The following is a 23,574-nucleotide window of genomic DNA, read 5'->3' as shown; positions in this document are numbered from 1 at the left end:
GGTCCGACACTCCGACACCAAGACCCACCAACCGACCCGCAACCACGACCCACGCCCTACAACTCACCACCCACCACCCACCACTCACCACTCACCACAAGGCCTACCGCCAACTGCGCGGCGAGCGGTAGCCGGAACCCCCGCCCAGGCCACGCCACTCCGGCACGTCTCTGACCGGCCCCTCATCCACGTCGGCACTCCGGGCAGCCAGCAGGGACGCCACCACCGCCACCACGGCGGCGACCTCCGCCTCCGTCACTCCGCCGCTCCGCACCCGCACCACCGCATCCCGAACGACCTCGCTGCCCATGTCCCCACCTCCCTACGGCCGTTGGCGCTCCCTCTGTCCCCCCACCCTCCACCACCCCGCTCAAAACCAACCGGGGCCCCGCTCGAAACCCACTCACCCCTCGCCCACGAGCACCGCGCCGGACTCTCGCCGAACTCATCTGAAACATTTGCCCCGGCCCACCGCGTCTGTGAGGTGTAGGCCGACGGAAAGGCACCCAGGGGTGGGAATGAGAAGGTCCCGGACATCGTCCCGGACAGATGAGTTCATGGAGTTCGCCACCGGACGGGCCGGGCATCTGCACCGCTCCGCGTGCCTGCTCACCAGCGGAGACACTCACCTCGCCGAGGATCTGGTGCAGGAGACGCTCAGCCGGATGTACACCATGTGGGGTCGGATGTCCCGGATCGACAACCCTGCGGCGTACGCCCAGACGGTTCTCGTCCGTACCTTCCTGACCCATCGACGGCGGTACTCCGCGGCCGAGCGCCCTCTGGCAGACCTGCCGGACACGCCGGCGCCCCGGAGCACGGACGACCCGGCCCTGCGGCTGGCACTGCTCCAGGCCCTGCGGGAACTGCCGCCCAAGGACCGGGCGGTGGTGGTGCTGCGGTACTGGGAGGACCGAAGCGTGGAGGACACGGCGGACGCCATGCACGTGAGTTCCGCGGCCGTACGCACGCGCTCGACCCGGGCGCTGGCCAAACTCCGCGAACGGCTCGGGGGCAGCCTCGCCGAACTGATCACCCCGGCCTGACCACTCGGCCCGCCCCACCGGCCCGACCCACCGGCCTGGCCCCGGTCCGGCCTCCTGCCGTTCGTCTCTTTCCCCACTGCCGCGAACTGCCGGGCCGACGACGGTCCGTCCCGTTCATCGCTCCGCACTCCCGTCCGCACCAACACAGGAACTGGTGGTTCCACATGCCTTTCGAAGACGAGCTCGGGAAGGTACTCCGCGACACAGCGGGCACGTTCACCGCCGACCGGCATTCCCTGGCGGAAGGCAGCCTGCTGCGCGGCCGCCGCAGGCTGGCCCGCCGCCGCCGTGCCTCCGCCGTGGCCGGGAGTGCGCTGGCCGTCGTTCTCGTGGCGACGGCCGGTGTCCGACTCAGCGGCGGGCACGACGGTGACGGCAAGGTCGGCGGCCTGGCCTCGACACCGCCACCGGGGGGTGGCTACGGACACTTCGCCGTCACCGCCAAGGACATGGAGAACATCCTCCAGAACGGCATGGACCGCTCCGGGATCGCCGTCGGGCACCCGAAGCTCCAGGCCACGGGCAGTTCGAAGGCGAGCCGGTCCGCGACGGCGTCGATCGACTTCGAGGACGGCTTCGGCGCGGCGAGGGTCACGCTCTCGGTGCGCCGCGTCGACCCGGCCGAGCAGGACCTGAGGAAGCTGATCACCTGCCCGCCCGAAGACGGTTCCCTGTACGAGGAGTGCACGACACAGCCCGACAACCGGGCCGTGAAGGGGTACACCGAGGCGGGCAAGGCGGGCGGGATCAAGAAATGGGCGGTCACGATGGTCTCGCCCAGCGGGTACGTCATCGAGCTCGCCACCAACAACGTGCCGTCGACGATCAACCCTGACCCGGAACCCGTGACCCGCAACCCCCGAATGAACCCGGGCAAGCTGCGCTACCTGGCGATGTTCGTCGACGGATCGTTCACCGCCGACGGGGAGCCCAACTCCCTGGGGACATTCGAGCCCGACACCCGGGCCGAGCCGGGCGACATCCTGCCCGTCCTCAAGGAGCTGTTGCCCAAGCGCCTCCACGTCTACTCGGAGGGTGGCACCGGAGCCGCCGGCCACGTCGTGGTCGTCGACTCCGACAGCGGCAAGCGGACCTACATCGAGGCCACGCGAATCGCCGGCGACAAGGAATCATGGACCGAAACCCTGTCCGACGGCACGAAGGTGGGCACCCGGCAACTGCCCGGCCAGCAGCCGGGAGTCGTACAGCTCCGGGTCGACGCACTCCGGGTGAACGGTCTGTGGATGTCTCTCTCCGCCTACAACGCCCCGAGTCCGACGTCCAAGAAGAGCGGCACCGCCCCCTTGATCACGAGCGAGGAACTCAGGACCATCGCCATCAGCCGGTCCTGGCTGCTCGCCCGATAGCGCCCGCACCGCGACGACAGGCAGACCTCGGCCGCCGGTGCCGTGTCGGCCGCAGCGACGTCGTGGCGGCCGTCAACCAACGCGTCGAGCAGGGCTCCGTCGACCGGGCGCCGACGCGTCGCGGTGACGGCCTGCCGGACCGCTCACCCCCGCCCCGGCTCGGCGCCACCGGCCACACTCAGCGCGCCGAAGGGGGTGTGCCGGCCCCCGGAACCCCCGGAGCCACGCCACGACACGACTCAGGGCGTCTTCGTCGCGGGCGACTTCGCGCTGCTGCTCCTACTGGCGCCCGTACTGCTCCGAACGGGTTTGGCGGCCGCCTTCTTCCGACTCGCGGCGGTCCCCTTCGCGCCCGCGACCGCCCGCGGTGCCGCTGCCCGGGTCCGTGCGGTCGGCCACTTGAACTCGAGCTCCAGCTCGATCTCCCCGTCACCGACCTCGACCTCGATCTCGGTGCGCAGATCGTCGGGGATCCGCAGACTCAGCGTCCCAGGACCGAACTCCAGTTCCACGTCCCCGCCCTCCCGCAGCGCGGCAGCGAGCGCCGTGAGCTGGTCAGCCGCCTCCAGACGTGACAGCGAGCGCTTCTGCTCAAACTTGAGGTCCTTCATGAACGCCTCCGATCCGGCACGAACAACACATAACGCACATTGTGCGGTCATGCACGGAATCGGACATCCGGTGCGATCGCACCCGCACGGCGTCAGTCGACCGGGTGCCCCGGTTCGATGGCGAGGGCATCCGCGAGCCTCAGCAGCCGACGGTCGTCGGGCTTGCCCTGCGCGCCGGACCGCACCGGGTCCAGAACGAAACCGACGTGGTCCCCCGCATCGATCCGCCGCTCGATCCTGCCGACGAACCACGCGTCCGCGTCCTGGAGCACGGGGGCCCCGCCGTGCCCCTCCGTCCACCGCGTCCGTGCGAACTTGTCCACCCGGTCGCCGGTCTCGCCCCCGAACAGGGCAGCCAGGCCGAACTGTTCCGGCGTCAGCAGATGCACGGCGAGGAACTCCGCGGCGCAGGCCACCCCATAGGTCCGGTTCACCTTCGACAGCCACACCACGAACCGCACCGGCCGCATGGAGCACTGCGAGGCGAAGCCCACGAGGCATCCCGCCCGCTCGCCGTCCGCCTCTGCCGTCACGACACACATGTCGGGGTTCAGCCGGTCGATGAACGCGTCCATGTCCGTCATGCGCATACCCCTCCGCCGGCCATCCGGTGTCCGGCCTCGCGCCGGGCGAGAACCTGGTTCCCGTCGGCCGTCCGTTCACACGAACAGCACCACACGCCGCGTCGGCCGCCCCGAAGCTCTGGAGAGACTGAAGAGACCGGAGAGACCGGAGAGAGGGACCTGGCCCCCGTGCCCGACCGTACGCCCGGCTACGTGCCGCTGTCCGGTACCGGCGACACGGCTTCGCCCGTGTCGGCGACCGCGAGGGACTCGTCCGCGTCACGCCCCCCGGCCAGCCGCAGTGTCACAAAGGCCGCCAGTCCCGCCAGGACGCCGAAGGTGAGAGCGGCCGGGACGCCGTTGCCCAGTGTGGAGAACAGGTGCACGGGCCCCCACACGTCCACCGTGTCGTCGATCGCCATGTGCAGCACCTGGCTCGCCAGCAGTCCCCACACGGTCGCGCAGACCGCGCCCACCGCCATGGCCGGCGCCGTGATCCGGGTCAGCAGGCCGGGCAGCAGCCGCAGCGACCACCACACCACGGCCAGTATGAGCGCGTCGGCGGCTCGGTACAGCAGCCAGTCGCCGAGCGACCCGTTCGCCGGGCCCGCCCATGCGCCGAGCAGCAGCCACTGACGCAACAGGTCGCCGGGCTCGGACAGCAGGCCCCCGCCGCCGAACGAGGTCTGGATCCAGGCCGCCACCGACTGGTACGAAAGGAGGACCACCGACAGCGCGACCACCGCTGTCCCGGCGCTCGCGGCCAGGCGAGCGGCGCGTGGCGACACACTCCGCGGGGGCAGCGGGTCCGCCCCCTTGGCCGTGAGATGCGCGACGAGCGCCGTGAGCAGGGCGGTCAACAGCCCCGCGAACACCGCGACCGGCCCGCTCGACGCGATCACCCCCGCCAGCTGCGGCAGGACCCGGTAACTTCCGCGGCCCCGGGAGGCGATCAGCCATGGTGCGGAGACCGTCACCGCCAGCGTCGCGGCCACGGGGCCCCAGGCCCACAGCGCGAGCAGCGTGGCCGGCGTGCGGCCCCGCGTCGGCGGAATCCTGCGGATCAGCAGCAGCGCGCCGGCCAGGAAGAACACGAAGACCGCCACGAACCTGATCTGCATCGCGGTGCTGTACAGATCGGTGTACGGGGAACCTCCGGTCGAGGCCGCGTCCCCGCCCGCGGTCCCGTCCGACAGCGACCCCGTCGGAGGGTCGTACGACCAGGGTGCGAGCCATCGCCGGAGTTCGCTCACGGACTGGATGTCGAACACGCCGGTGGTGCCGCGCAGTCGCAGTGCCTGCTCGCTCGCCCCCGCCCACCACAACAACAGCGTGATCAGCAGGCCTCCGGCCAGTGCCGGTATCACCGCGTGCCGATATCTCATGATGCCTTCCCCCGTCTTGAACCCGCGTCAGCGAGTGTGGCGATCAGCCGAAGAGTAGAGGTTGATGATCGCTCGCGGCCGGTACCGGCCGGACGGAGCCTGTCCCCGGGCCGCGTGTCGCGCCGGTGGCCCGTTGATCGTCATCCATAACGGGTAGACGGATCAGCATGGCTGAAGTGGTACTGGCTGGACTGTGGGGGTTGGTGGCGGGCTCGGCGCTGCTGGTCGGCGCCGCGCTGGGATACGGGCTTCGGATTCCGCAGAAGGTGATCGCGACGGTGATGGCCTTCGGGGCCGGGGTGCTGCTCTCGGCGGTGTCCTTCGAGCTGGTCGGGGAGGCCTACGACGAGGCGGGACTGACTCCCGCGGTCATCGGCACCCTCATCGGCGCCCTGGCCTACACCGGGGGCAACGTGTGGCTGGCGCGCCGCGGCGCCCGCCACCGCAAGCGTTCCGGTCACGCGCAGGCGCAGCCTTCGGAGGCCGAGCAGGGCGGGTCCGGGACGGCGCTCGCGCTCGGCGCCCTGCTCGACGGGGTGCCGGAGTCGGCGGTGATCGGCGTCAGCCTCCTCGACGGCGGCGCGGTCAGTCTGGTGACGGTGGCCGCGGTGTTCATCAGCAACGTTCCCGAGGGGCTGTCCAGTTCGGCGGGGATGAGGAAGGCCGGCCGTGCCAAGGGGTACGTCTTCGGCGTGTGGGCGGCGATCGCCGCGGCCGGCACGGTGTCGGCCGTCCTCGGGTACACGGTCGTCGGCTCCTTCTCCCCCGCCGTGATCGCCGCGGTGACCGCGGTGGCGGCCGGGGCGATCCTCGCCATGATCGCCGACACCATGATCCCGGAGGCGTTCGAGGACGCCCACCTGGCCATCGGACTGATCACCGTCAGCGGCTTCCTCGTCTCCTTCGCCCTCTCCCACGCCTGACCGCCGGGTCGGGCGTGGAGGGATGGGCGACAGGGGACTTCAGCGACGTCCACCCCTGCGCGGACCCCACCGGGGAAACGTTCCTCATCGTGCTGACACAACACGCGTGCGGAGCGGACTCTCCCGAGGCTGCGATGCCCTGAACGGCGAACGGCCCGCGCCCCTCAGGGGGTGCGGGCCGCCGCTGTCAGTGGCCGGATCCGTGCCGGCCGCCCAGTTGGTCGCGGTGGCGCGGGTCGCCCAGGTAGGTGTCCGCGTCGAAGACGGGGGCCGACTTGGCCTGTGCCTTGGTCCGGGACAGCTGCACGATGCGGGCGTCGTGGTCGATGCCCAGGACGGCGCTCGACGGGATCACCACGTCCTTGCCGAGAACCCACAGGCCGGTGTGCACCACCAGGAACCGCGGACCGAGGTCCCTCGAGTACTTGCTGACCTTGCCGACGTGACCGTCCGTGGCGTCGACCTGGTATCCGGTCAGGTCGTCGTCCGGGGTGTGGCCGGCGGTCGGCACGTGGTGTGCGCGGTATTGGCTCACGATGTCCTCCCTGTCGTCCTGTTCCTGCGTGTGCCCGCTCAGGCGTGCGGCAGACGTGCGGGAAACATCACGACGCACGACGCGGGGCTACGCCGTCCACACCCGTTCCGCGTAGTCGACGAAGTTGCGTCCCATGATCTTCTCGATGCGGCCGGAGGAGTAGCCGCGCTGTTCCAGCAGCCGTATCAGCTCCCGGAACTGGTCCACGCCCCGCAGGTCGACCACGAACGGGTAGGTGTCCGCCCGTTCGCCGGCCGCGGAGACGCCGGCCTCCTGGCGCTGCGCGACGTGCTCGGCCAGCCGGTCCCGGTAGGCGTCGAGGTCGTCGATCGCGGTGACGGGGCCGTCGGTGCCGATGCCGACGTGGTCCTCGCCGCAGACGTCCACGGCGTGCGCGAGGTGCTCGACCACGTCGGCGGCGCGCGCGTGCCCGGTGGGGCTGAGGAACGGCATGAAGTAGATGCCGACGAAGCCGCCGCGGGAGGCCACCAGGCGCAGTTCCTCGTCGGTCTTGTTGCGGGGCAGGTCGGTCAGCGCGCGGCACCCCGTGTGATTGATGGACACGGGGACGCGGGAGTGCGTGGCCGCGTCCAGGCAGGTCCGCTCGCCGCTGTGCGACAGGTCGACCATGAGGTGGAGCTCGTTGAGGGCGTCGACGACCTCGCGTCCGAACGCGGTGAGTGCGGTGCCGGCCGGCGCCATCGAGCCGCCGCCGAGGTGGTTGGCCTGGTTGTAGGTCAACTGGACGACGCGCACGCCGCGTTCGGCGAAAGTGGCGACCCGGCCTGCGTCGTCCCCGACGGCCACCGCGTTCTGGAACCCGTAGATGACGCCGACGCGTCCGTCGCGGGCGGCGGTGCGGATGTCCGCGGCGGTGGTGACCTTCAGCAGGTCGTCCGGGTGGCGGTCGATGATGCCGTCCCAGATGTCGATCTCGTGCAGGGTGTGCTCGTAGGGCGGCAGGTCACCCATGACATAGCCCAGGGTGATGTTGACGGCGGTCAGGCCGGAGGCTCTCGCGTCGGCCAGCGTCCGGGCGTCGACGGTGTACTGCTCGCTGGTCGGGTTGAGGTCGCCGGCCGCGTCCATCGACTGCGGGGCGTTGGGGTTGTCGAGCTGTCCCAGCGCGTTGACGATCAGGGGCGTGCCGGTCAACGGGTCTCCCGGGGTGGGGTGGCGGCGTAGGCGGCGCGCGGGAAGCGGCGGCCCCGCTTGACGGTCAGGGTGATGGTGCGCAGGTGGTCGATGTCGGCCAGCGGGTCCTGCGCGAAGACCGCGAAGTCGGCCAGCTTGCCCGGCTCGACGCTGCCCGTCAGGTGTGCGGTGCCGGCGCTGCGGGCGCCGACGAGGGTCGCCGAGCGGAGCACGTCCGGGGTCGGGATGCCGCACCGCTTCACCAGGAAGGCGAGTTCTTCGTAGAGGGCGGGGAACGGCTCGCCGGGTGCGGTCTCGTAGTCGGTGCCGGTGGCCAGCGCCACGCCCGCCCGGTGCGCCTGTGCCGTGAGCGCGATGGCCAACTCGGTCTGCCGGCGGGCGCGTTCGGTGCTCTCCGGGTCGTCGCCGGCGAGTTCCTCGCTCGCCCTCATTCCGGCGGTCGCGTCCAGGACGACGTCCTGTTCCCGCATCCGGGCGAAGAGCGCGGCGAGCCGAGCGTCCTCGCCGGTGACCAGGCTTTCGTGATCGACGGCCGGCTTGTCCTGGTAGCTGGTGAGCGGCTCCTTGGCGGCCTCGTGCGCCAGCAGGGTCACGTGCGAGACGGTGTCCACGCCGGCCGCGACGACCTCGCCGGGCGTGGCGGGGAAGACGGCGGCGTGCGCCCACACCGCAATGCCCTGGCGGTGTGCCTCGGCGGTGATGGCGGCGACCAGGCCCGCGTCCAGGTCGGCGTACACCTTGACGGCGGACGCGTAGGTCCCCCGGGCCATGGCCACCGCCAGGGGGAGGTCGGTCGTGTCGGTGACGGCCTGCATCCAGGGCACGTGCCCGGGCACGGCGCCCTGGGTCACCTGGTGGGTGCGGGGGTCGTCGAAGAAGCCCGGGCCGGCCATGAGCGCCGCGTAGTGGATGTCCGGGGCGGCGATCTCGCCCACCAGCGCGGCCCGGGCGAGGTCGCCGATCTGACGCAGGTCGTCCGCCATGTCCCGCACGGCCGTGACCCCGCTGTGGACGAGGCGGCGCAGGATCGCTTCGGCGGCCGGACGGTCGGGCGGTGTGGCGAGGTGCTGGTGCGCGTCGACGAGGCCGGGCGTGACGAACTGACCGGTGAGGTCGACGACTTCGGCGCCCTCGGCGCGGGCGGCCGCCACGTCCGTCTCGTCCGCGACGGACCGGATGACGGGGCCGTCCACGACGAGCGAGACGCCGGGCCGGGGCGCGCTGCCGGTTCCGTCGAACAGCGTGAGGCCGCGGTAGACCACCAGCTCGCCGGCCTCGGGCGGCGCGAAGGGGTTCCTCCTCGCGGAACTCTCGTCCACCTCCCCGGACGTCTGATGCGCCGTCGTCCCGGAACTCTCGTTCGTCAAGGTCACCACTCTCGATCTGTTACGCTCTACGTAACAACTCTCTCGCTGCTCAAAACAACCGGTACCCTACCCCTGAATCCCGGCGACGCACACGCCTTGCCGGGACGGTCCGTCAGGTCATCCGGGAAGGGTTTCGATGCCGCAAGCGACCCAAGCAACGCGAACGGCCGTGGACAAGGCGCTGGACCTGGTCGAGGCCGTCGCCCGGGCTCCCCGGCCTCCCCGGCTGACCGACCTCGCCGACGAGGTCGGGCTGCACCGGGCCACCGCCTACCGCGTCCTCGTGGACCTCGTCCGCCGCGGCTGGGTCCTGCGCGTCGACGACCGCTATCTGCCGGGCACCGCCGTGCTGCGCCTGTCCGCCCGGGCGGCGCGCAACTCACTGACCTCCCTGGCCCGCCCGGTGCTGGAGGACCTCTCCGCGCGCACCGGCATGATGGTCAACCTCCAGGTCCTCGACAACGACGGCTCCCGGGTGGTGGACGTGGTCCGCCCGGACCGGCTGGCGATGATCAGCACACTCCGGGACGAGGCGCTGCCCGTCCACCGGTTCGCCGGGCCCCTCGCCCTGGTGGCCGCTCTGCCCCCGGAGGCACGCGGCCCCTACCTCGCCGTGGCCCGCGAGGCCGGACATCCCCTGGACGGCGAGTCGGGCCTGCTCGCCGACCTCGAGCGGACCGGGGCCGACGGGTTCGCCGTCGAGCACGGCCGCAACGAGCAGTTCGTCGCCTCCCTGAGCCGCGCCGTGGTCCCCGTCCCCGGGGCGCCGGTGTGCGCCGTCACCGTGGTCGGCCCGGCCGCCGAGATCGACGAACCCCGGATGCACCGACTGCGGGAGGAACTCGCCTCGGCGGTGGACACCCTCGGCCGCCTGCTGTCCGGCCCGGGCACGGCGGGCGGCGCGTGAACGACGTCCTCGTCCTCGACCGGTCGGCCACCGCGGCGGCCCTCGACCCGCGCCGCCTGATGGCCGCCGTGTCCGACGCGCTCGTCGCCGTGGCACGGGACGCGGTGTCCGCGCCGCCCCGGATAGCGGCCTTCGCGCCCGGCGGTCTGCTGGGCGCCATGCCCGGATACGTGCCGGGGCTCGGCCTCGCGGCGAAACTCGTGTCGGTGTTCGCCGACCCCGCCCGCCCCGGGCGCAGCACCCACCGGGGCATCGTGGCCCTCTTCGACCCCGAGGACGGGCGGCCGCTCGCCGTCATGGACGCCGAACCCGTGACGGCCTGGCGCACCGCGGCGGCCGCCACGCACAGCGCCTGGACCCTGGCCCGGCCGGGACCCGTCGTGGTCGTCGGCACCGGCGCCCAGGCCCGGGCCCAGGTCTCCCTCCTCGCCGCGCTCCGGCCGGCCGAGCCCGTCACCGTCGCGGGCCGCGACCCGGAGGCGGCTCGCGCGCTGGCCGCACTGCACCCGGTGGGCCGCGCGACGGACGCCATCGAGACCGCCGTACGCGAGGCGGCCACCGTGTACTGCTGCACCGGCGCGACCCGCCCCGTCCTGCGCCGCGCCTGGCTCGCCCCGGGCACGCACGTCAGCTCGGTCGGCGGCTCCCACGGACCAGAACTCGACGACGACACCATCCGGGACGCCGCGCTCTTCGCGGAGTGGCACGGCGCCGCCGCCACTCCCCCGCCCTCCGGCGCCCATGAGTTGCAGGGGCTGCCCGAGGGCCGCGTGGTCCGCCTCCTCGGCTCCGTCCTGTGCGGCGAGGCCCCCGGCCGGACCTCCCCGGATCAGCTCACCGTGTTCAAGTCCACCGGCCACGCGGCCCTGGACGTGGCCGCCGCGCACGTCGTCCACCGCACGGCGACCGGCCGCGAGACTGACCGACGACCCCGCTGACGCGTCGGTCCCCGCGCCGCCCGACCCTCGCGGACCTCTCCCGGCACCCGTTCGAACGATTCGAGCCGCGCCGCCCACGCAGCACCGCCGCGCCCTCTCACCACACCCGCCACTCCCACAACATCCGAGGTCAGAGCGCCGCAAGGGTCCTCACCAGGGAGTTCACGGAAGTCTCTGCGCGCGGTCCGACACCCGCATAACGTGCGGTGACCCGAACATATGCACCGCTCCCCCACATTCGCGCGGTCCGCACCACTTGGGGCCCACGACCCAGTAGGAGATCCTGGGATGTCCTCCGACAGCTCCGACTTATACCCGGCGCGGCACCGGCCCGGCCGGCACGCCTCTCCCGACGCGACCCCGCACTGGGCCACCCCGCAGGACGAGACACGCCCGGCGGACCGCACCCCACCGTGGACCGGCAGCCACCGCGACCTCCGCCGATTACGCCGGGCCTGCCGCTGGCAGCGGCGCGTCGCCACGTTCGCCGCGCTCGGCTACTTCGCCGTCTTCCTCACCCTCACCGTGGAAGCGCCCTCGGTCATGACCCGCCTCGCACCGGGCGGCCTCCCCACCGGACTCCTCCTCGCCCTGGCGCAACTGCCCGTCACCTGGCTGGCCGTGCTGCTCTACGAGTACACCGCGCGCCGTTACGTCGACCCGCTGGCCCGGCGTGTACACCGCCGACCCGACCCCCGCCCGCCCGAGGAGCCATGGTCGTGACGGACTTCGACGGCTCCGCGCAGTCCTGGTCCCTGGTGGCGTTCTCCAGTGTCGTGGCCGTGACGCTCATGCTGTGCGTGCTCACCGGTCCCGACCGCGACGACCTCGACGAGTTCTACACCGGCTACCGCTCGTTGTCGCCCCTGCGCAACGGTCTCGCCATCGCCGGTGACTACATCTCCGCCGCCACCGTGCTCACCGTCGGCGGGGTCATCGCGCTGTGCGGCTACGACGGTGTCGTACTGGCCCTGAGCACCGTGCTGTCCCTGCTGCTCCTGATGGTCCTGCTGGCCGAACCCCTGCATCACACCGGCCGGTTCACCATGGCCGACGCGCTCGGCAGACGGCTGCCCGGCCGCGCGGTGCGCATCACCGCGTGTGTGGTCACCCTGGCCTCGCTGGTGCCGATGATGGTCGTACAGCTGGCCGGGGTGGGCCAGTTGCTGGCGTACGTCCTCGGTTTCTCCGACAGCGCGATGCGGACCGGCTGCGTCGTCGGGGCGGGCACCCTGATGATCAGCTACGCGGCCATCGGGGGCATGCGGGGCACCGCCCTGATCCAGATCCTGAAGACGGTGATCCTGCTCGGGTCCGGCCTGATCGTCGCCGGACTCATCCTGCACACCTTCGGCTGGAGCCCCCGGAACCTGTTCCGGACCGCCGCCCACGGCAGCGGCGCCGAGGAGAACTTCCTGCGCTACGGCCTTCAGTTCGCCAACGGGCCGCACCGCGGACTCGACATGGTGAGCACCCAGTGCGCCATCGTGCTGGGCGGCGCCTGTCTGCCGCACGTCACCATGCGGATGTACACCGCCGGCAGCGCGCCCCAGGTGCGCCGCGCGATGTCCTGGGCGATCTCGACGGTCACCCTGTTCATCGCCGTGATCACCGTCATCGGCGTGGGCGCCACGGCCCTCATCGGGCGCGCGGGCGTCGCCGGTGCCGACCCGCGCGGCAACACGGCCTACCTGCTCGGTTCGCGCGCCGCGTTCGGGATGCATCTCTCCCGCCCGGAGAGCCTGCTGTTCGCCACCGTCACGACGGCGATCTTCCTGACCCTGCTGGCCTCGGTCGCCAGCATGACGCTGGCCTGCGCCAACTCCCTGGCCCACGACATCGCCGCCGCCCGCCCGAACGTCTCACCGCTGCGCGAGATGGCCCTGGCGCGGCTGGCCGCCCTGGCCGTGGGCCTCCCCGTCATCCTGCTCGCCGTCGTCGCCCAGCACCGCAGCCTCCAGCCGCTCGCCACCGTCTCCTTCTGCCTCGGCGCCTCGGCCATCGCCCCCGCCCTCGTCTACAGCCTCTTCTGGCGGCGCTTCACCCGCGCCGGCCTGCTGTGCACGCTCATCGGCGGATCGGTCAGCGTCCTCGTCCTCATGACCGGCACCAACCTCGTCTCCGGCTCCCCCGGATCGGCGTTCCCGGAAGTCGACTTCAACTGGTTCCCCTTCACGACCACGGCTCTCGTCTCGGTACCGGCGGGCTTCCTGTGCGGCCTGCTCGGCACCGTCCTGTCCGGGAGGAAGGCGACCGCACGCGAACGGGAACGCTACGCCGCCCTCGAAGCCGTCCTCCTCGCCGGACCGCCCAGTCCCAGGAGCCGCTGAACCCGCCCGACCCGGACCCGACCGGCGGCCTCGACATGCCCGACGGCCGGGACACGGGCGTGCGGAGAGCGGCCGCCCGAAGGCCGGGCGCGGCCGTGTCCCCGAGCCGAGCATGATCGTTACTCCCGATGCCGAACGGCCACCGCCCGGTGAGCGCATCGGCATCCACTCATGTGCGCCTCCGTCCGAGGCGCGCACACGATCAGCGGAGAGGAACAGCCTTGGTGAGCGGCTGGATCACCGTCGGCCTCGGAACCGCCGCCGCGCTCTGCCCCCTTCCGGGCGCCGGCGGATCCGCGGTCATCGTCGACACCACCCCCACCACCACGCACGTGGTGGTGTGTTCCGCCGACGGCTGGGTCGAGGTCGGCGCCCCCTCCCGACAGCGCCCCGCCGCCCCTCCGCCCGCACCACGGCCCCCGCGCACGCCGGGCCGCGCGACACCGCCGGCGCGGGCGGCAGCACAAACAGCACAGGTGCCTCACCCTGTCGACGGCCCACCGGCCGCTCCGCCCCCGCCGGCAGCCCCGTTCCCCCGGCCCGCCGAACGCCGGGTGCCGGCACCGGAACCGCCGCCCGAGGCCGACGCCGTCGTCGCCGACGCCCCTGCCCCGTCGCCCTCCCCGTCGCCCGCCCCGGCACCCCGTGCCGCGCCCTTCCGCTGGGTGCCCCGCTTCCACTACGGCGGCGGTTCGGCACGTCCGGCGCCCGCCGGCCTGTCCACCACGATGACCACCGTCGTGATCACCACCCCGGCCATCCTGGCCGCCGCCGCGCTGCGCCCCGGCTCCCGACGCCGCAACGGCCGCTGACCCGCCCGCCGACCGCCTTCACCTCGACCACCCAGCTGCTCACGCGCTCATCCCACACCTGCTCATCGCTCATCCGCTCAACCTGGAGTCCTGCTGTGCCGGAATGGCTGATCTACACCCTGGCCTGCGCGCTGGTCTGCGCCTTCGTCGTCGCCGCCACCGTGATGCGCCACCGGCGCGTGGCGGACGACGAGGACACCTCACAGACGCCCGACGTGCTTGAGTACATGGTGATGATGGTCGGCGTCGTCTACGCCATCGTCCTGGGCCTGGCCATCGCCGGCGTCTGGGAGGCGCGCGGGGCCGCCGAGGACACCGTGCAGCGCGAGGCCCAGGCGCTGTACGAGATCGACCAGCGCCTGGACGTCTACCCGGCCGCCTTCCACACCCGGGTCCAGCAGCACATCGACGCGTACGCCCGGCATGCCGTGAGCGCGGAGTGGCCGGCCATGGAGGACGACGATCCGATCGACGCCACCGGGGGCCGGTTGCTGACCCGCATCCGCAGCGACATCGCGCACCACACGCCCACCGACGAACTCCAGGCCCAGGCCTATCAGCCGCTCCTCGACCAGATCGCCGCCGCCGACGACGCGCGCCACCAGCGCCTCGACAGCGCCGGCAGCACCCTGCCCGGGGTGGTCTGGTTCGGCCTGATCGCGGGCGGGATCGTCACGCTCGGCCTGCTCTACGCACTCCAGATCCGGCGCTCCGCACGGGAGTTGATGCTGGCCACCGCGTTCAGCGCCCTGGTGGTCTTCCTGCTCTTCATGGTCTGGAGCTTCGACGCCCCCTTCGGCCACTCCGGCACGGACTCGGCTCAGCCGCTACAGGAGTTGTACGCGAGCACGACCTGAGGCAGCAGGCCCGCACCCGAACCCGTACGGCACCGAACCCGCACCCGCACACACGCACGGGTCGTTCACGGGACAGGGGACAACCCTTGGCCAGGATCGGGCCTGGTGAACGCATGCCTGCTGTGCACGATCAACTCACGCACAGCAGGGTTGTGCGTGCTCTTCCAGACGAGGGCGAGCACCGCCGGTGTCTCGATGTCATCGATGACGCGGGCGGTGAGCCGGTCACGGTAGCTCGCGGCCATCGACTCGCTGAGGACCGCGACTCCCAGTCCTCGGGCAGCCAGGTCGGCCATGGCATCCGCGGCGCTGGCTTGCAGCGCGATCGCGGGTCGCAGGCTCTGTGCGGCGCAGGCCCGGTCGAACACCGTGCGTAGGCCGGTGCCGGGTGGCATGCAGACCATCGGGTGGGGGACCAAGTCACGCAGAGTCACCCGGCGTTGTCTCGCCAAGGGGTGTCCCGGGGGAACGGCTGCGACGAGCCGCTCGCTGATGATCGTCAGCGAATCCAGCCCGTCCGGGACGGCGCCCGCGGTACCGACGAGAGCCAGGTCGACGGCGTCGGAGCGCACCCCCTCGATGAGCCGGTCGGAGTTGTCCTCCAGCAGTGAGATCTCCACCCCCTGATGAACCCGGTGAAACGCTGAGAGGGCATCGAACAGCGGGGTGAGGGTGCAGCCGATGACCATCCCGACCGTGAGCCGGCCCCGGATCAGATCGGTCACCTGCCCCACCGCGTCGCCGACCGCCTCAGCTGCGGCCAGTGCGGCGCGGGCGTGTTCGAGCGCGGCACGTCCCGCGACTGTCAGCGTGACGGTACGCCCCGACCGGTCGAACAGCTCGGCACCGAGTTCACCTTCCAGCCGACGGATCTGGGCGCTGACGCCGGACTGGCTGATGTGCACTCGCTCGGCCGCCCGCGTGAAGTTCTGCTCTTCGGCGACCGCGACGAAATATTCCAGCTGCCTCAGGTCCATGACTACAGATTCTAGCTTCCAGCAAATCCATCTGTTGGACTTCTGATCGGCGGGCGACAAGGCTGGGGACCGTCGAAGCCGGACGTACAGGAGGAACCCATGCAGCACTACGAGAAGGCCGTACGGCCCGAGGACATCACTCGGCTGTTCGTCGAACGCTCCAACAACGGTGACGCGGCCGGGGTCGCCGCACTTTACGAAGAGGACGCGGTGATGGCCTACCCGCCCGGGGAGCTGACGGTGGGACGGGAGGCGATCCGTACGGTTTGGGAGAAGGTGCTGGCCAACCGTCCCCGCTTCGAACCGGAACCCCCGCTGCCGACGCTGATCAGCGGCGACATCGCCCTCACCGCCACCCCGCCGAGAGACGGGGCCGGCGCCCGGGCACAGGTCGTCCGCCGCCAGTCCGACGGAAGCTGGCTGCGCGTGCTCGACCAGCCCGAGTTCGTCCCGCCCACCCGCTGAAGCGGCCGCTCACGCGACCGCCGCCCGAACCGTCGTCATGGGGTGTCGCGCTCCCTCGCGGCGCAGGAGGGCCAGTTGCCGGTGGACGGCGGCGGTCACCCTGCGCTCGTCGTCCGTGGCGAGAAGGTCGAGCAGCGCCAGAGGACCTGAGTCATCGTCGGGCGCGGTCCCGTGTCCCTACCGCGTCAGTTCGGCCAGCCACGGGTGTCCGGGGTGTACGCGGTCCAGCCACTCGCCGAGGCGACCGCGCCGGGCCCGGCCCAGCAGTGGCAGCATCCCGTCGAAGTCCGCCTGGTCCTTGGGCCGTGTCGCCTTCGCCTTGAACAACAGCACCAACTCCGGCACCAGGTAGGGGATCCCGTCAGCCGTCCGCGCGATGATCGCGTCGTACGGCAGCCGCAGACTCTCGTCCCGCCGACAGAGCCATGTCTCGCCCTCGTGCGGCTCGCGGAAGACGTCGAACAGGTACCGACCGGTCGCCGGATCCCGGAGCCAGGTCTGGTGCGTGGCCGCCAGCGCCTCGGCTCCCGCCCCCGCCCAGACCCGTCCCGAACCCACCGCGTCCCACGCGTACTCGGGGAAGCGGTCCCGGATTTCCGGGAATCCCGCCGCGGGCACCGCGATCTCCAGATCACCGTGCGCCCGCGACTGCTCCCCGCGAAACAGATCCAGCGCCCACCCCGCGGCGATGCACCAGGGCGTACCCACCCCGTCCAACCGCTCCCCGATCTGCTCCGGCCTCCAGGCGTCCGCCCACCGAGCATGCAGTTCGTCCGTATCGGGCACAGCGCCACCGGGCGGCAGGGGTTCGGTCATCGGCACAACCTACTTCCACGAGCCGCCAGGGTGCGGTGAGCAGGCATGGGTGACCCGTTGAGATCGACGAATTGACCCATGAATCCGACCTGGAAATGCACCCTGTCGCCGGTCTATCAGCCCCCTAGAGTCGTAGTCATGACGAAGAAGAACGAGATCACGCAGACCGTACAGACCATGCCGACCAGGGACTTCGCCCCGATCCTGACCCGCGCCGCCGACGCGGAGACGACCCGTGACCCCAGCAGTGTCATGACTCTTCTCGCGGACTCCGGCCACACCGGCGGGCGGCTCACCAGCTACCGGTCGACGTTCGCCGAGGGCGCGGTCGGAGCACCCGCCCACCTGCACACCAGGGCGTCCGAGGCGTTCTTCGTGATCGACGGAGCGCTCCAGGTGCTGGTGGGCGAGGAGATCACCGTCCTGGAGACGGGCGACTTCCTCGTCGTGCCGCCGCACACCCCGCACGCCTTCGCCGCGGCGCCCGGCAGGACGGCCGACGTACTGTTCGTCTTCACCCCGGGCGCCGACCGCTTCGACTACCTGCGGCTCCTCGGCCGGGTGATGCGCGGCGAGGCCGACCCGCAAGAGATCAAGGACTCCTCGGAGCGGTTCGACAACCACTACGTCGACAGCCCGGCGTGGCGCGAGGCACTCGCCGCGCGCAGCTGAGGCCCGCCCGAGGCGAACGGCGGTGACGCCGCGTGGATTCTCAACGCCCGGGCGCCGCACGGCAGTTGCATCTCCCGATTCCCGGGGCGCGACCCGAGTCGGTGGTCGATCCGAGTCGGTGGTCGACCCGTCGGCGGCGCACACGTTCTTGGCCGCCGTCGGGGCTACGGCGTCCAGAGGTACGGCGTCATCCTGGTGATCGCCTGGAAGCCCAGCCGTCGTAGGAGCGGGGCGCTGTCGGGCGAGGCGTCCACATGCAGGTACGGGACACCGCGCTCGGCGGCGAGGGCGACGCGGGCTTCGATCAGGGCCCGGTAGATTCCCCTGCCGCGCCACTCGACGAGGGTCGAACCGCCCAGCAGGGTGGCGAACCGCGTGCCGGGGCGGAAAGCCAGCCAGGCCGCGGAGACCATCTCGCCAGCCGCCTCGGCGACGAGCACGACGGTGTCCCGCGGAGCGGCGGCGATCCGGGCGATGAGATCGTCGCCGAGGCCGCTCAGGTCCAGGCCCCAGATGGCCGACTGGAGTGCCGCGACGGCGTGCAGGTCGGCGTCGGCACTGACCTGCCGCAGCGTCACGCCCCCGGGCAGCACGGGCCGGCGCACGGTCGCCTCCGCCACCGGGCCGATCAATACCGCGCTCGGAGGGAGGGGGGTGAAGCCCGCCGCGCTCAGTCGGTCGGGAAGGTCGGCAGGGGTGTCGTGAACGCGCAGCCGCCACTCCACCGCCTCCCCGCGCGCGGCGAAGAAGTCGCGCTGCCGGGCTATGAGTTCGTCCAGTTCCCGGCCGCGCAGTCCCAGGTCCGGGGGGCCGGTCACCAGTGCCCGAAGGGGTCCGGCGACCCGGGTGAGCGGGCCGTCGGGGGCATAGGGGGCAGCGTGGGGCGGGGCGCCTCGCAACTGGGCGTCGTAGGCGGCCAGAAGATCCCGGGAATCGGTCATACGGCCCGACGGTAGGACCTGGCCGTCGATCACGCGTCTCTTTGGGGCGACTGCCGGTGGACTGACCTGCCGTGCGGGGCGACGGAAGGACTTGCTGAAGGTGTGGTGCCGCTGCCGCGGTCAGCGCACCAAGGGGAGGAACAGCGTGTCGACGATCTCCTCGATGACGTGGTCGGGTGCGGGGGCGAAGGTCGTGAGGATTTCGTGCCGCAGCAGGTCGAAGGGGAGGGATTTGACGCGTTCGGTGAGGAGTTCCCGTTTGATCTCGCCGCGGTCGACGGCCCGGTCGAAGAGGACGTCGAGAGCTTCGTTGCGTCCTGTCGCGAGGGGGTCGCGCAGGTCGGCGGGGTTGATGCCGGTTCCCTGGTGGTAGCCGGCCAGTTGCACGCTCATGACGGTGACGAGCTGGACACGGGTGGCGTTGATCTCCCGCATGAGGGTGAGGACGTCCTCCCGCAGGCTTCCCGTGTCGGGAAGGTCGAGGAGGTTCTCCTTCAGGGTGTGGACGATGGCTGCCCGGACGAGTGCGTCACGGTCGGACCAGCGTCGATAGAGGACGGGGGGGCTGGTGCCCGCCCGTTGCACGACGGCGTCCATGGTGAATCTCGCGTAGCCGTTGTCCGCGAGTTCCTCCCAGGCCGCGTCGAGGAGCGCCTTCTCCAGTGCCGCTCCGCGGCGTCGCTCGGGCATCCGCACCTCCTTGGATAGACTTGCCTATCTTATTCTAGCGCCCTACTCTGACCGCCGTAAGATAGGACTCTGTATCTTAAGGTGGCTGTCCATGAACATTGCCGACCGGACCGGGCCCGCGCCCGCCGCGGTGGACCCCGACCGTATGGACCCCGCCGTGTGGCGCATGGCGTTCACCGTCATCGTGGGCGCCCTCGCCGTCGTCTTCGACACCACGATCGTCAGCGTCGCCCTCGATGACCTGGCGAAGGGACTCGATGCCCCGCTGTCCACGATCCAGTGGGTGAGCACCGGCTATCTGCTGGCCCTGTTCGTCACGATCCCGCTCGCCGGATGGGCCCAGTCGCGGCTCGGCGGCAGGCGTCTGTGGATCGCGTCCCTGGGCGTGTTCCTGCTCGGCTCGATCCTGAGCGCGCTGGCATGGAACGTGACCAGCCTCATCGCCTTCCGCGTCGTCCAGGGCATCGCGGGCGGCATCATGATGCCGCTCACGGCCACACTGATCATGCAGGCCGCCAAGGGCCGCGACATCGGCAAGGTCATGGCCGTCATCACCGTGCCCACCGCGCTCGGCCCGATCCTCGGCCCGGTCCTGGGCGGCCTCATCCTGCAACTGGCCGACTGGCGTTGGCTGTTCTTCGTCAACGTCCCCTTCTGTGTCGTCGGCGGCTGGCTCGCCTGGCGCAACCTGCCCTACGACCGTCCAGCACCCGGCCGCCCCCACACCCGCCTGGACGTCGTCGGCCTGCTCCTGCTCTCCCCCGGCGTCGCCGCCACCCTCTACGGCCTCTCCCAGGTCGAGGGCGGCGCGGGCTTCACCGGCGCCGAGGTCCTCATCCCGCTGCTCGGCGGACTCACCCTGATCGGCGGCTTCACCGCCTGGGCACTGCGGCGCGCCGGGGCCCTGGTCGATCTGCGGCTGTTCCGCCACCGCGCGGTGGCCTCGTCCGCCGCGCTGATCTTCCTGGCCGGCATCTCCCTGTACGGGGCGATGCTGCTGCTGCCCCTGTACTTCCAGCAGGTCCGCGGCGAGGACGCCCTCGGCGCCGGGCTGCTGCTCATCCCGCAGGGCGTCGGCGCGCTCGTCGCACGCGGCCTGGCAGGCAAGTACACCGACCGCGTCGGCCCCCGCTGGGTCGCCTTCGCCGCATTCGCCTTCGTCACCGCGGCCACCGTGCCGTTCGCCTTCGTCACCGCCGACACCAGCAAGGTCCTGCTCATGGCCGCGCTGTTCGTCCGAGGCATCGGCTTGGGCGCCGCCATGATCGCGCCCACCGGCGCCGCCTACGTGGGCCTGCGACACGAGGAGATTCCCGACGCCAGCATCATCACGCGCGTCGCCCAGCAGATCGGCGGCTCGGTGGGCATCGCCGTCCTGGCCGTCGTCCTCCAGCGCACCGCAGGGGACGCCCGCACGCCTGGCGCCCTGGCCGAGGGCTTCGACGCCGCCTTCTGGTGGTCGGTGGCCTTCACCGCCGTCGCCGTCCCGCTGTGCCTGCTGCTGCCGGGCCGCCCCGGGCCCGTGGCCGCCGCCGACAAGGCAGCTGCCGAACGGAGGACGTGACGGCGAAGGGGTCCGGCGCGATGCCGGACCCCTTCTTCTCGTAGCGGGGACAGGATTTGAACCTGCGACCTCTGGGTTATGAGCCCAGCGAGCTACCGAGCTGCTCCACCCCGCGTCGGTGATGCCACCCTACACCGTGGTCACGGGGCGCTGCGCCGTGCGGCCGTCTCAGCCGCGGACGATGTTCTCGGCCTGCGGACCCTTCTGCCCCTGGGTCACATCGAAGGTGACCGGCTCGCCCTCCACCAGTTCCCGGTAACCGTTGCCGGAAATGTTGGAGTAGTGGGCGAAGACGTCCGGTCCGCCGCCGTCCTGGGCGATGAACCCGAAACCCTTTTCGGAGTTGAACCACTTCACGGTGCCGCTGGCCATGCTGCTCGTCCTTCGAGTCTTGCCGGGAGGTCCCGGCTGGTCTGTGTGCGGGGGCCTCCCACGGACGGAAGGCACCCGGCGTTCGTCCTACCCCGTCGACGGAGTGGTTATCCGACTTCTGTACCGGCTGTGGCGCGCCGGGTGCGGGCACCGCCGAAGTTTCGCGCGCGTTCCGTGCCCTGTCTGGCCCAAGCCCCCGCGCAGGCGGCTCACCGGGCTGGTCAACTGACCGAAAGACTCCGTACCTCTTCGCAAGGGAACTCAATATGGCCATCCTCGTGGTTCTCGATATGCCGGGGATGACCCAGGCCCAGTACGAGCAGAGCGCGGAGAAGGTGGCCGGCCGACCCGGCCCGGTCAAGAGCCCCGCCGACTGGCCGGTGGCCGGTCTCGTCTCGCACACGTCCGCCCCCACCGACGACGGCTGGCTCGTCGTGGACGTCTGGGAGTCCGAGGAGGCGTTCCGGCAGTTCGGCGAGACCCTCCTCCCGATCCTGCGGGAACTCGGCCTCGCGGACGTACAACCGCGGACCTACCCGGTGTTCAACGTCGTCACCCGGTAGCGCCCCAGTCCACCGCCCCATGATCTGAGACGGCCGACGCGGTTGCCGGACGGGTTCATCGCCATTCCTTGACGATCTCTGGAGAGAACGGAGGGACATGATCGTCGGCCGTCGGGCAACGAGGGGGAGGTGACACGTATCGGACTGGTGGTCCTGGCTCTGTTCCTCGCGCTCGCGGCGGGCGCGGCCGCGGTGGGATGTTCGCCGTGGTGGTGGTTCGCCGCCGCGCCGCCGCTCGTGCTGGGGCTGCTGGGCGTATGGGACCTGCTGCAGCGCCGGCACTCCGTGCTGCGCAACTACCCCGTCCTCGGGCATGCCCGCTTCCTCCTGGAGAAGATCCGCCCGGAACTGCAGCAGTACTTCATCGAGCGGAACTTCGACGGCCGCCCCTTCGACCGGGACACCCGCACCATCGTCTACGAGCGGGCGAAGGGAACCGACGCCGAGCAGCCGTACGGCACCGAGCGGGACGTCTACCGCCCCGGCTACGAGTTCCTGGTGCCGTCGATGGCGCCCTGTCCGGTGCCGGAGGCCGCACCGCGGGTCCGGATCGGCGGACCCGACTGCGGCCGTCCGTACGACATGGCGCTGCTGAACGTGTCGGCGATGAGTTTCGGCTCGCTCTCCGCGAACGCGATACTCGCGCTCAACGGGGGTGCCGCGGCCGGGGGTTTCGCCCATGACACCGGTGAGGGCGGTCTGTCGGAGTACCACCTGCGGCCGGGCGGTGACCTCGTCTGGGAGATCGGCACCGGCTACTTCGGCTGCCGGACCGACGACGGCGACTTCGACCCGGCGGAGTTCGCCGACAAGTCCGCGCACGAGCACGTGAAGTGCGTGTCGCTCAAGCTCTCGCAGGGCGCGAAGCCCGGCATCGGCGGGGTCCTGCCCGGAGCGAAGGTCAACGCCGAGATCGCGCGGGTGCGGGACGTGCCCCAAGGAAGGACGGTGATCTCACCGCCCTTCCACCGGGTGTTCTCCACGCCGCGCGAACTCGTCCGCTTCCTCGCCAGGATGCGGGAACTCTCCGGTGGTAAGCCGACCGGTTTCAAACTCTGCGTGGGGTCGCGCCGGCAGTTCCTCGCCGTGTGCAAAGCGATGCTGGCGGAGGGCACCACCCCGGACTACATCGTGGTGGACGGCGCGGAGGGCGGGACCGGGGCGGCGCCCCTGGAGTTCGCCGACCATGTCGGCACCCCGCTCACCGAGGGGCTCCTGACCGTGCACAACGCCCTCGTCGGCGCGGGTCTGCGCGACCGCGTCAAAATCGGGGCGAGTGGCAAGATCGCCACTGGCACCGACCTGGTCAAGCGCATGGTGCAGGGCGCCGACTACGGCAACGCCGCACGGGCGATGATGTTCGCCGTCGGGTGCATCCAGGCGCAGCGGTGCCATACGAACACCTGCCCCACCGGCGTCACCACGCAGGATCCCAGGCGGGCCCGCGCGCTGCACGTCGGCGACAAGACACTCCGGGTCCAGCGCCTGCAAGAGGCCACGGTGGCGAGCGCGTTGCAGATCATGGCGTCCATGGGGGTCACCGACCCCGCGCAGCTGCGTCCGCACATGCTGCGCCGCCGCATCGACCCCCGCACCGAACGTTCCTTCGAGGAGCTCTACGAGTGGCTGGCGCCCGGGCAGTTGCTCGCCGAGCCACCCGCCTCCTGGGCGGCCGACTGGGCCGCCGCCGACCCCGACCGCTTCACCGTGTGATCTGG

General features: G+C 71.5%; 26 protein-coding genes and 1 tRNA gene. 14 read left to right on the top strand and 13 right to left on the bottom strand.

The window, feature by feature from the left end; all coding sequences use genetic code 11:
* Positions 1 to 103 precede the first annotated feature (103 nt).
* A complete protein-coding gene (locus tag ACIRPU_RS38950; protein ID WP_403876269.1) occupies positions 104 to 310 on the bottom strand; it encodes an acyl-CoA carboxylase epsilon subunit in 207 nt (68 codons plus the stop codon).
* A gap of 208 nt (positions 311 to 518) precedes the next feature.
* On the opposite strand from ACIRPU_RS38950, the gene ACIRPU_RS38945 reads away from it, so the two are divergent.
* Both ACIRPU_RS38945 and ACIRPU_RS38940 read left to right on the top strand, forming a co-directional pair.
* Positions 519 to 1,046, top strand: a complete 528-nt coding sequence (locus ACIRPU_RS38945) for a SigE family RNA polymerase sigma factor (protein WP_403876267.1) — start codon at positions 519 to 521, stop codon at positions 1,044 to 1,046.
* A gap of 164 nt (positions 1,047 to 1,210) precedes the next feature.
* A complete protein-coding gene (locus ACIRPU_RS38940) occupies positions 1,211 to 2,413 on the top strand; it encodes a hypothetical protein (RefSeq protein ID WP_403876264.1) in 1,203 nt (400 codons plus the stop codon).
* Between the two features lie 239 nt (positions 2,414 to 2,652).
* Here ACIRPU_RS38940 and ACIRPU_RS38935 read toward each other — a convergent pair whose 3' ends face one another.
* From ACIRPU_RS38935 to ACIRPU_RS38925, 3 genes are all read right to left on the bottom strand, one after another.
* A complete protein-coding gene (locus tag ACIRPU_RS38935; protein ID WP_403876261.1) occupies positions 2,653 to 3,024 on the bottom strand; it encodes an amphi-Trp domain-containing protein in 372 nt (123 codons plus the stop codon).
* 92 nt (positions 3,025 to 3,116) lie between these two features.
* Complete coding sequence (locus tag ACIRPU_RS38930; protein ID WP_403876258.1) at positions 3,117 to 3,608, bottom strand: flavin reductase family protein; 492 nt, start codon at positions 3,606 to 3,608, stop codon at positions 3,117 to 3,119.
* A 188-nt stretch (positions 3,609 to 3,796) separates the two neighbouring features.
* A complete protein-coding gene (locus ACIRPU_RS38925; protein ID WP_403876255.1) occupies positions 3,797 to 4,972 on the bottom strand; it encodes a hypothetical protein in 1,176 nt (391 codons plus the stop codon).
* Positions 4,973 to 5,139: 167 nt separating this feature from the next.
* On the opposite strand from ACIRPU_RS38925, the gene ACIRPU_RS38920 reads away from it, so the two are divergent.
* Positions 5,140 to 5,895, top strand: coding sequence for a ZIP family metal transporter (locus ACIRPU_RS38920; protein ID WP_403876252.1), 756 nt, complete (start codon positions 5,140 to 5,142; stop codon positions 5,893 to 5,895).
* A 187-nt stretch (positions 5,896 to 6,082) separates the two neighbouring features.
* Here ACIRPU_RS38920 and ACIRPU_RS38915 read toward each other — a convergent pair whose 3' ends face one another.
* From ACIRPU_RS38915 to ACIRPU_RS38905, 3 genes are all read right to left on the bottom strand, one after another.
* Positions 6,083 to 6,430, bottom strand: coding sequence for a PRC-barrel domain containing protein (locus ACIRPU_RS38915; RefSeq protein ID WP_403876249.1), 348 nt, complete (start codon positions 6,428 to 6,430; stop codon positions 6,083 to 6,085).
* 87 nt (positions 6,431 to 6,517) lie between these two features.
* Positions 6,518 to 7,585, bottom strand: a complete 1,068-nt coding sequence (locus ACIRPU_RS38910) for a dipeptidase (RefSeq protein WP_403876247.1) — start codon at positions 7,583 to 7,585, stop codon at positions 6,518 to 6,520.
* On the bottom strand, positions 7,582 to 8,958 hold the full coding sequence (locus tag ACIRPU_RS38905; protein ID WP_403876373.1) for an amidohydrolase family protein: 1,377 nt from the start codon (positions 8,956 to 8,958) through the stop codon (positions 7,582 to 7,584). The genes ACIRPU_RS38910 and ACIRPU_RS38905 overlap by 4 nt, the downstream gene beginning before the upstream one ends.
* A gap of 163 nt (positions 8,959 to 9,121) precedes the next feature.
* Between ACIRPU_RS38905 and ACIRPU_RS38900 the strand changes: the two genes are divergently transcribed.
* The 6 genes from ACIRPU_RS38900 (at position 9,122) to ACIRPU_RS38875 (ending at position 14,796) form a co-directional block, all read left to right on the top strand.
* Positions 9,122 to 9,859 (top strand): IclR family transcriptional regulator, encoded by a 738-nt coding sequence (locus ACIRPU_RS38900; RefSeq protein WP_403876245.1) that lies wholly within the window; start codon positions 9,122 to 9,124, stop codon positions 9,857 to 9,859.
* On the top strand, positions 9,856 to 10,797 hold the full coding sequence (locus tag ACIRPU_RS38895; RefSeq protein WP_403876242.1) for an ornithine cyclodeaminase family protein: 942 nt from the start codon (positions 9,856 to 9,858) through the stop codon (positions 10,795 to 10,797). The genes ACIRPU_RS38900 and ACIRPU_RS38895 overlap by 4 nt, the downstream gene beginning before the upstream one ends.
* Positions 10,798 to 11,085: 288 nt before the next feature.
* Positions 11,086 to 11,520: a DUF485 domain-containing protein gene (locus ACIRPU_RS38890; RefSeq protein ID WP_403876240.1), complete on the top strand. Its 435-nt coding sequence runs from the start codon at positions 11,086 to 11,088 to the stop codon at positions 11,518 to 11,520.
* Entirely contained in the window at positions 11,517 to 13,127 is a 1,611-nt protein-coding gene (locus ACIRPU_RS38885; RefSeq protein WP_403876237.1) for a cation acetate symporter, read from the top strand. Before ACIRPU_RS38890 ends, ACIRPU_RS38885 begins: the two co-directional genes overlap by 4 nt.
* A gap of 224 nt (positions 13,128 to 13,351) precedes the next feature.
* On the top strand, positions 13,352 to 13,939 hold the full coding sequence (locus tag ACIRPU_RS38880) for a hypothetical protein (RefSeq protein WP_403876234.1): 588 nt from the start codon (positions 13,352 to 13,354) through the stop codon (positions 13,937 to 13,939).
* 95 nt (positions 13,940 to 14,034) lie between these two features.
* On the top strand, positions 14,035 to 14,796 hold the full coding sequence (locus ACIRPU_RS38875; protein ID WP_403876231.1) for a hypothetical protein: 762 nt from the start codon (positions 14,035 to 14,037) through the stop codon (positions 14,794 to 14,796).
* Between the two features lie 65 nt (positions 14,797 to 14,861).
* Here ACIRPU_RS38875 and ACIRPU_RS38870 read toward each other — a convergent pair whose 3' ends face one another.
* A complete protein-coding gene (locus tag ACIRPU_RS38870; protein WP_403876228.1) occupies positions 14,862 to 15,773 on the bottom strand; it encodes a LysR family transcriptional regulator in 912 nt (303 codons plus the stop codon).
* 99 nt (positions 15,774 to 15,872) lie between these two features.
* Between ACIRPU_RS38870 and ACIRPU_RS38865 the strand changes: the two genes are divergently transcribed.
* A complete protein-coding gene (locus tag ACIRPU_RS38865; RefSeq protein ID WP_403876225.1) occupies positions 15,873 to 16,238 on the top strand; it encodes a YybH family protein in 366 nt (121 codons plus the stop codon).
* 177 nt (positions 16,239 to 16,415) lie between these two features.
* On the opposite strand, the gene ACIRPU_RS38860 is transcribed toward ACIRPU_RS38865, so the two are convergent.
* Positions 16,416 to 17,054, bottom strand: a complete 639-nt coding sequence (locus ACIRPU_RS38860) for a nucleotidyltransferase domain-containing protein (RefSeq protein WP_403876222.1) — start codon at positions 17,052 to 17,054, stop codon at positions 16,416 to 16,418.
* Between the two features lie 138 nt (positions 17,055 to 17,192).
* Here ACIRPU_RS38860 and ACIRPU_RS38855 point away from each other — a divergent pair, with 138 nt between their 5' ends.
* Positions 17,193 to 17,726, top strand: coding sequence for a cupin domain-containing protein (locus ACIRPU_RS38855; protein WP_403876219.1), 534 nt, complete (start codon positions 17,193 to 17,195; stop codon positions 17,724 to 17,726).
* A 164-nt stretch (positions 17,727 to 17,890) separates the two neighbouring features.
* On the opposite strand, the gene ACIRPU_RS38850 is transcribed toward ACIRPU_RS38855, so the two are convergent.
* On the bottom strand, positions 17,891 to 18,667 hold the full coding sequence (locus ACIRPU_RS38850) for a GNAT family N-acetyltransferase (RefSeq protein WP_403876217.1): 777 nt from the start codon (positions 18,665 to 18,667) through the stop codon (positions 17,891 to 17,893).
* A 120-nt stretch (positions 18,668 to 18,787) separates the two neighbouring features.
* Entirely contained in the window at positions 18,788 to 19,357 is a 570-nt protein-coding gene (locus ACIRPU_RS38845) for a TetR/AcrR family transcriptional regulator (RefSeq protein WP_403876213.1), read from the bottom strand.
* Positions 19,358 to 19,448: 91 nt separating this feature from the next.
* Here ACIRPU_RS38845 and ACIRPU_RS38840 point away from each other — a divergent pair, with 91 nt between their 5' ends.
* Entirely contained in the window at positions 19,449 to 20,921 is a 1,473-nt protein-coding gene (locus ACIRPU_RS38840) for an MDR family MFS transporter (protein ID WP_403876210.1), read from the top strand.
* 41 nt (positions 20,922 to 20,962) lie between these two features.
* Here the strand turns inward: ACIRPU_RS38840 and ACIRPU_RS38835 are convergent.
* Together ACIRPU_RS38835 and ACIRPU_RS38830 are read right to left on the bottom strand one after the other, a co-directional pair.
* Positions 20,963 to 21,036 (bottom strand) — tRNA-Met (locus tag ACIRPU_RS38835).
* Positions 21,037 to 21,089: 53 nt separating this feature from the next.
* Positions 21,090 to 21,293 (bottom strand): cold-shock protein, encoded by a 204-nt coding sequence (locus ACIRPU_RS38830; RefSeq protein WP_009192932.1) that lies wholly within the window; start codon positions 21,291 to 21,293, stop codon positions 21,090 to 21,092.
* Positions 21,294 to 21,559: 266 nt separating this feature from the next.
* On the opposite strand from ACIRPU_RS38830, the gene ACIRPU_RS38825 reads away from it, so the two are divergent.
* Positions 21,560 to 21,856: a hypothetical protein gene (locus ACIRPU_RS38825; RefSeq protein WP_403876207.1), complete on the top strand. Its 297-nt coding sequence runs from the start codon at positions 21,560 to 21,562 to the stop codon at positions 21,854 to 21,856.
* 129 nt (positions 21,857 to 21,985) lie between these two features.
* Entirely contained in the window at positions 21,986 to 23,569 is a 1,584-nt protein-coding gene (locus ACIRPU_RS38820; RefSeq protein WP_403876205.1) for an FMN-binding glutamate synthase family protein, read from the top strand.
* Positions 23,570 to 23,574: the final 5 nt, after the last annotated feature.

Source organism: Streptomyces sp. NPDC102259 (genome assembly GCF_044766465.1).
Lineage (GTDB): Bacteria > Actinomycetota > Actinomycetes > Streptomycetales > Streptomycetaceae > Streptomyces.
This window is presented reverse-complemented; position numbering and strand designations above follow the sequence as displayed.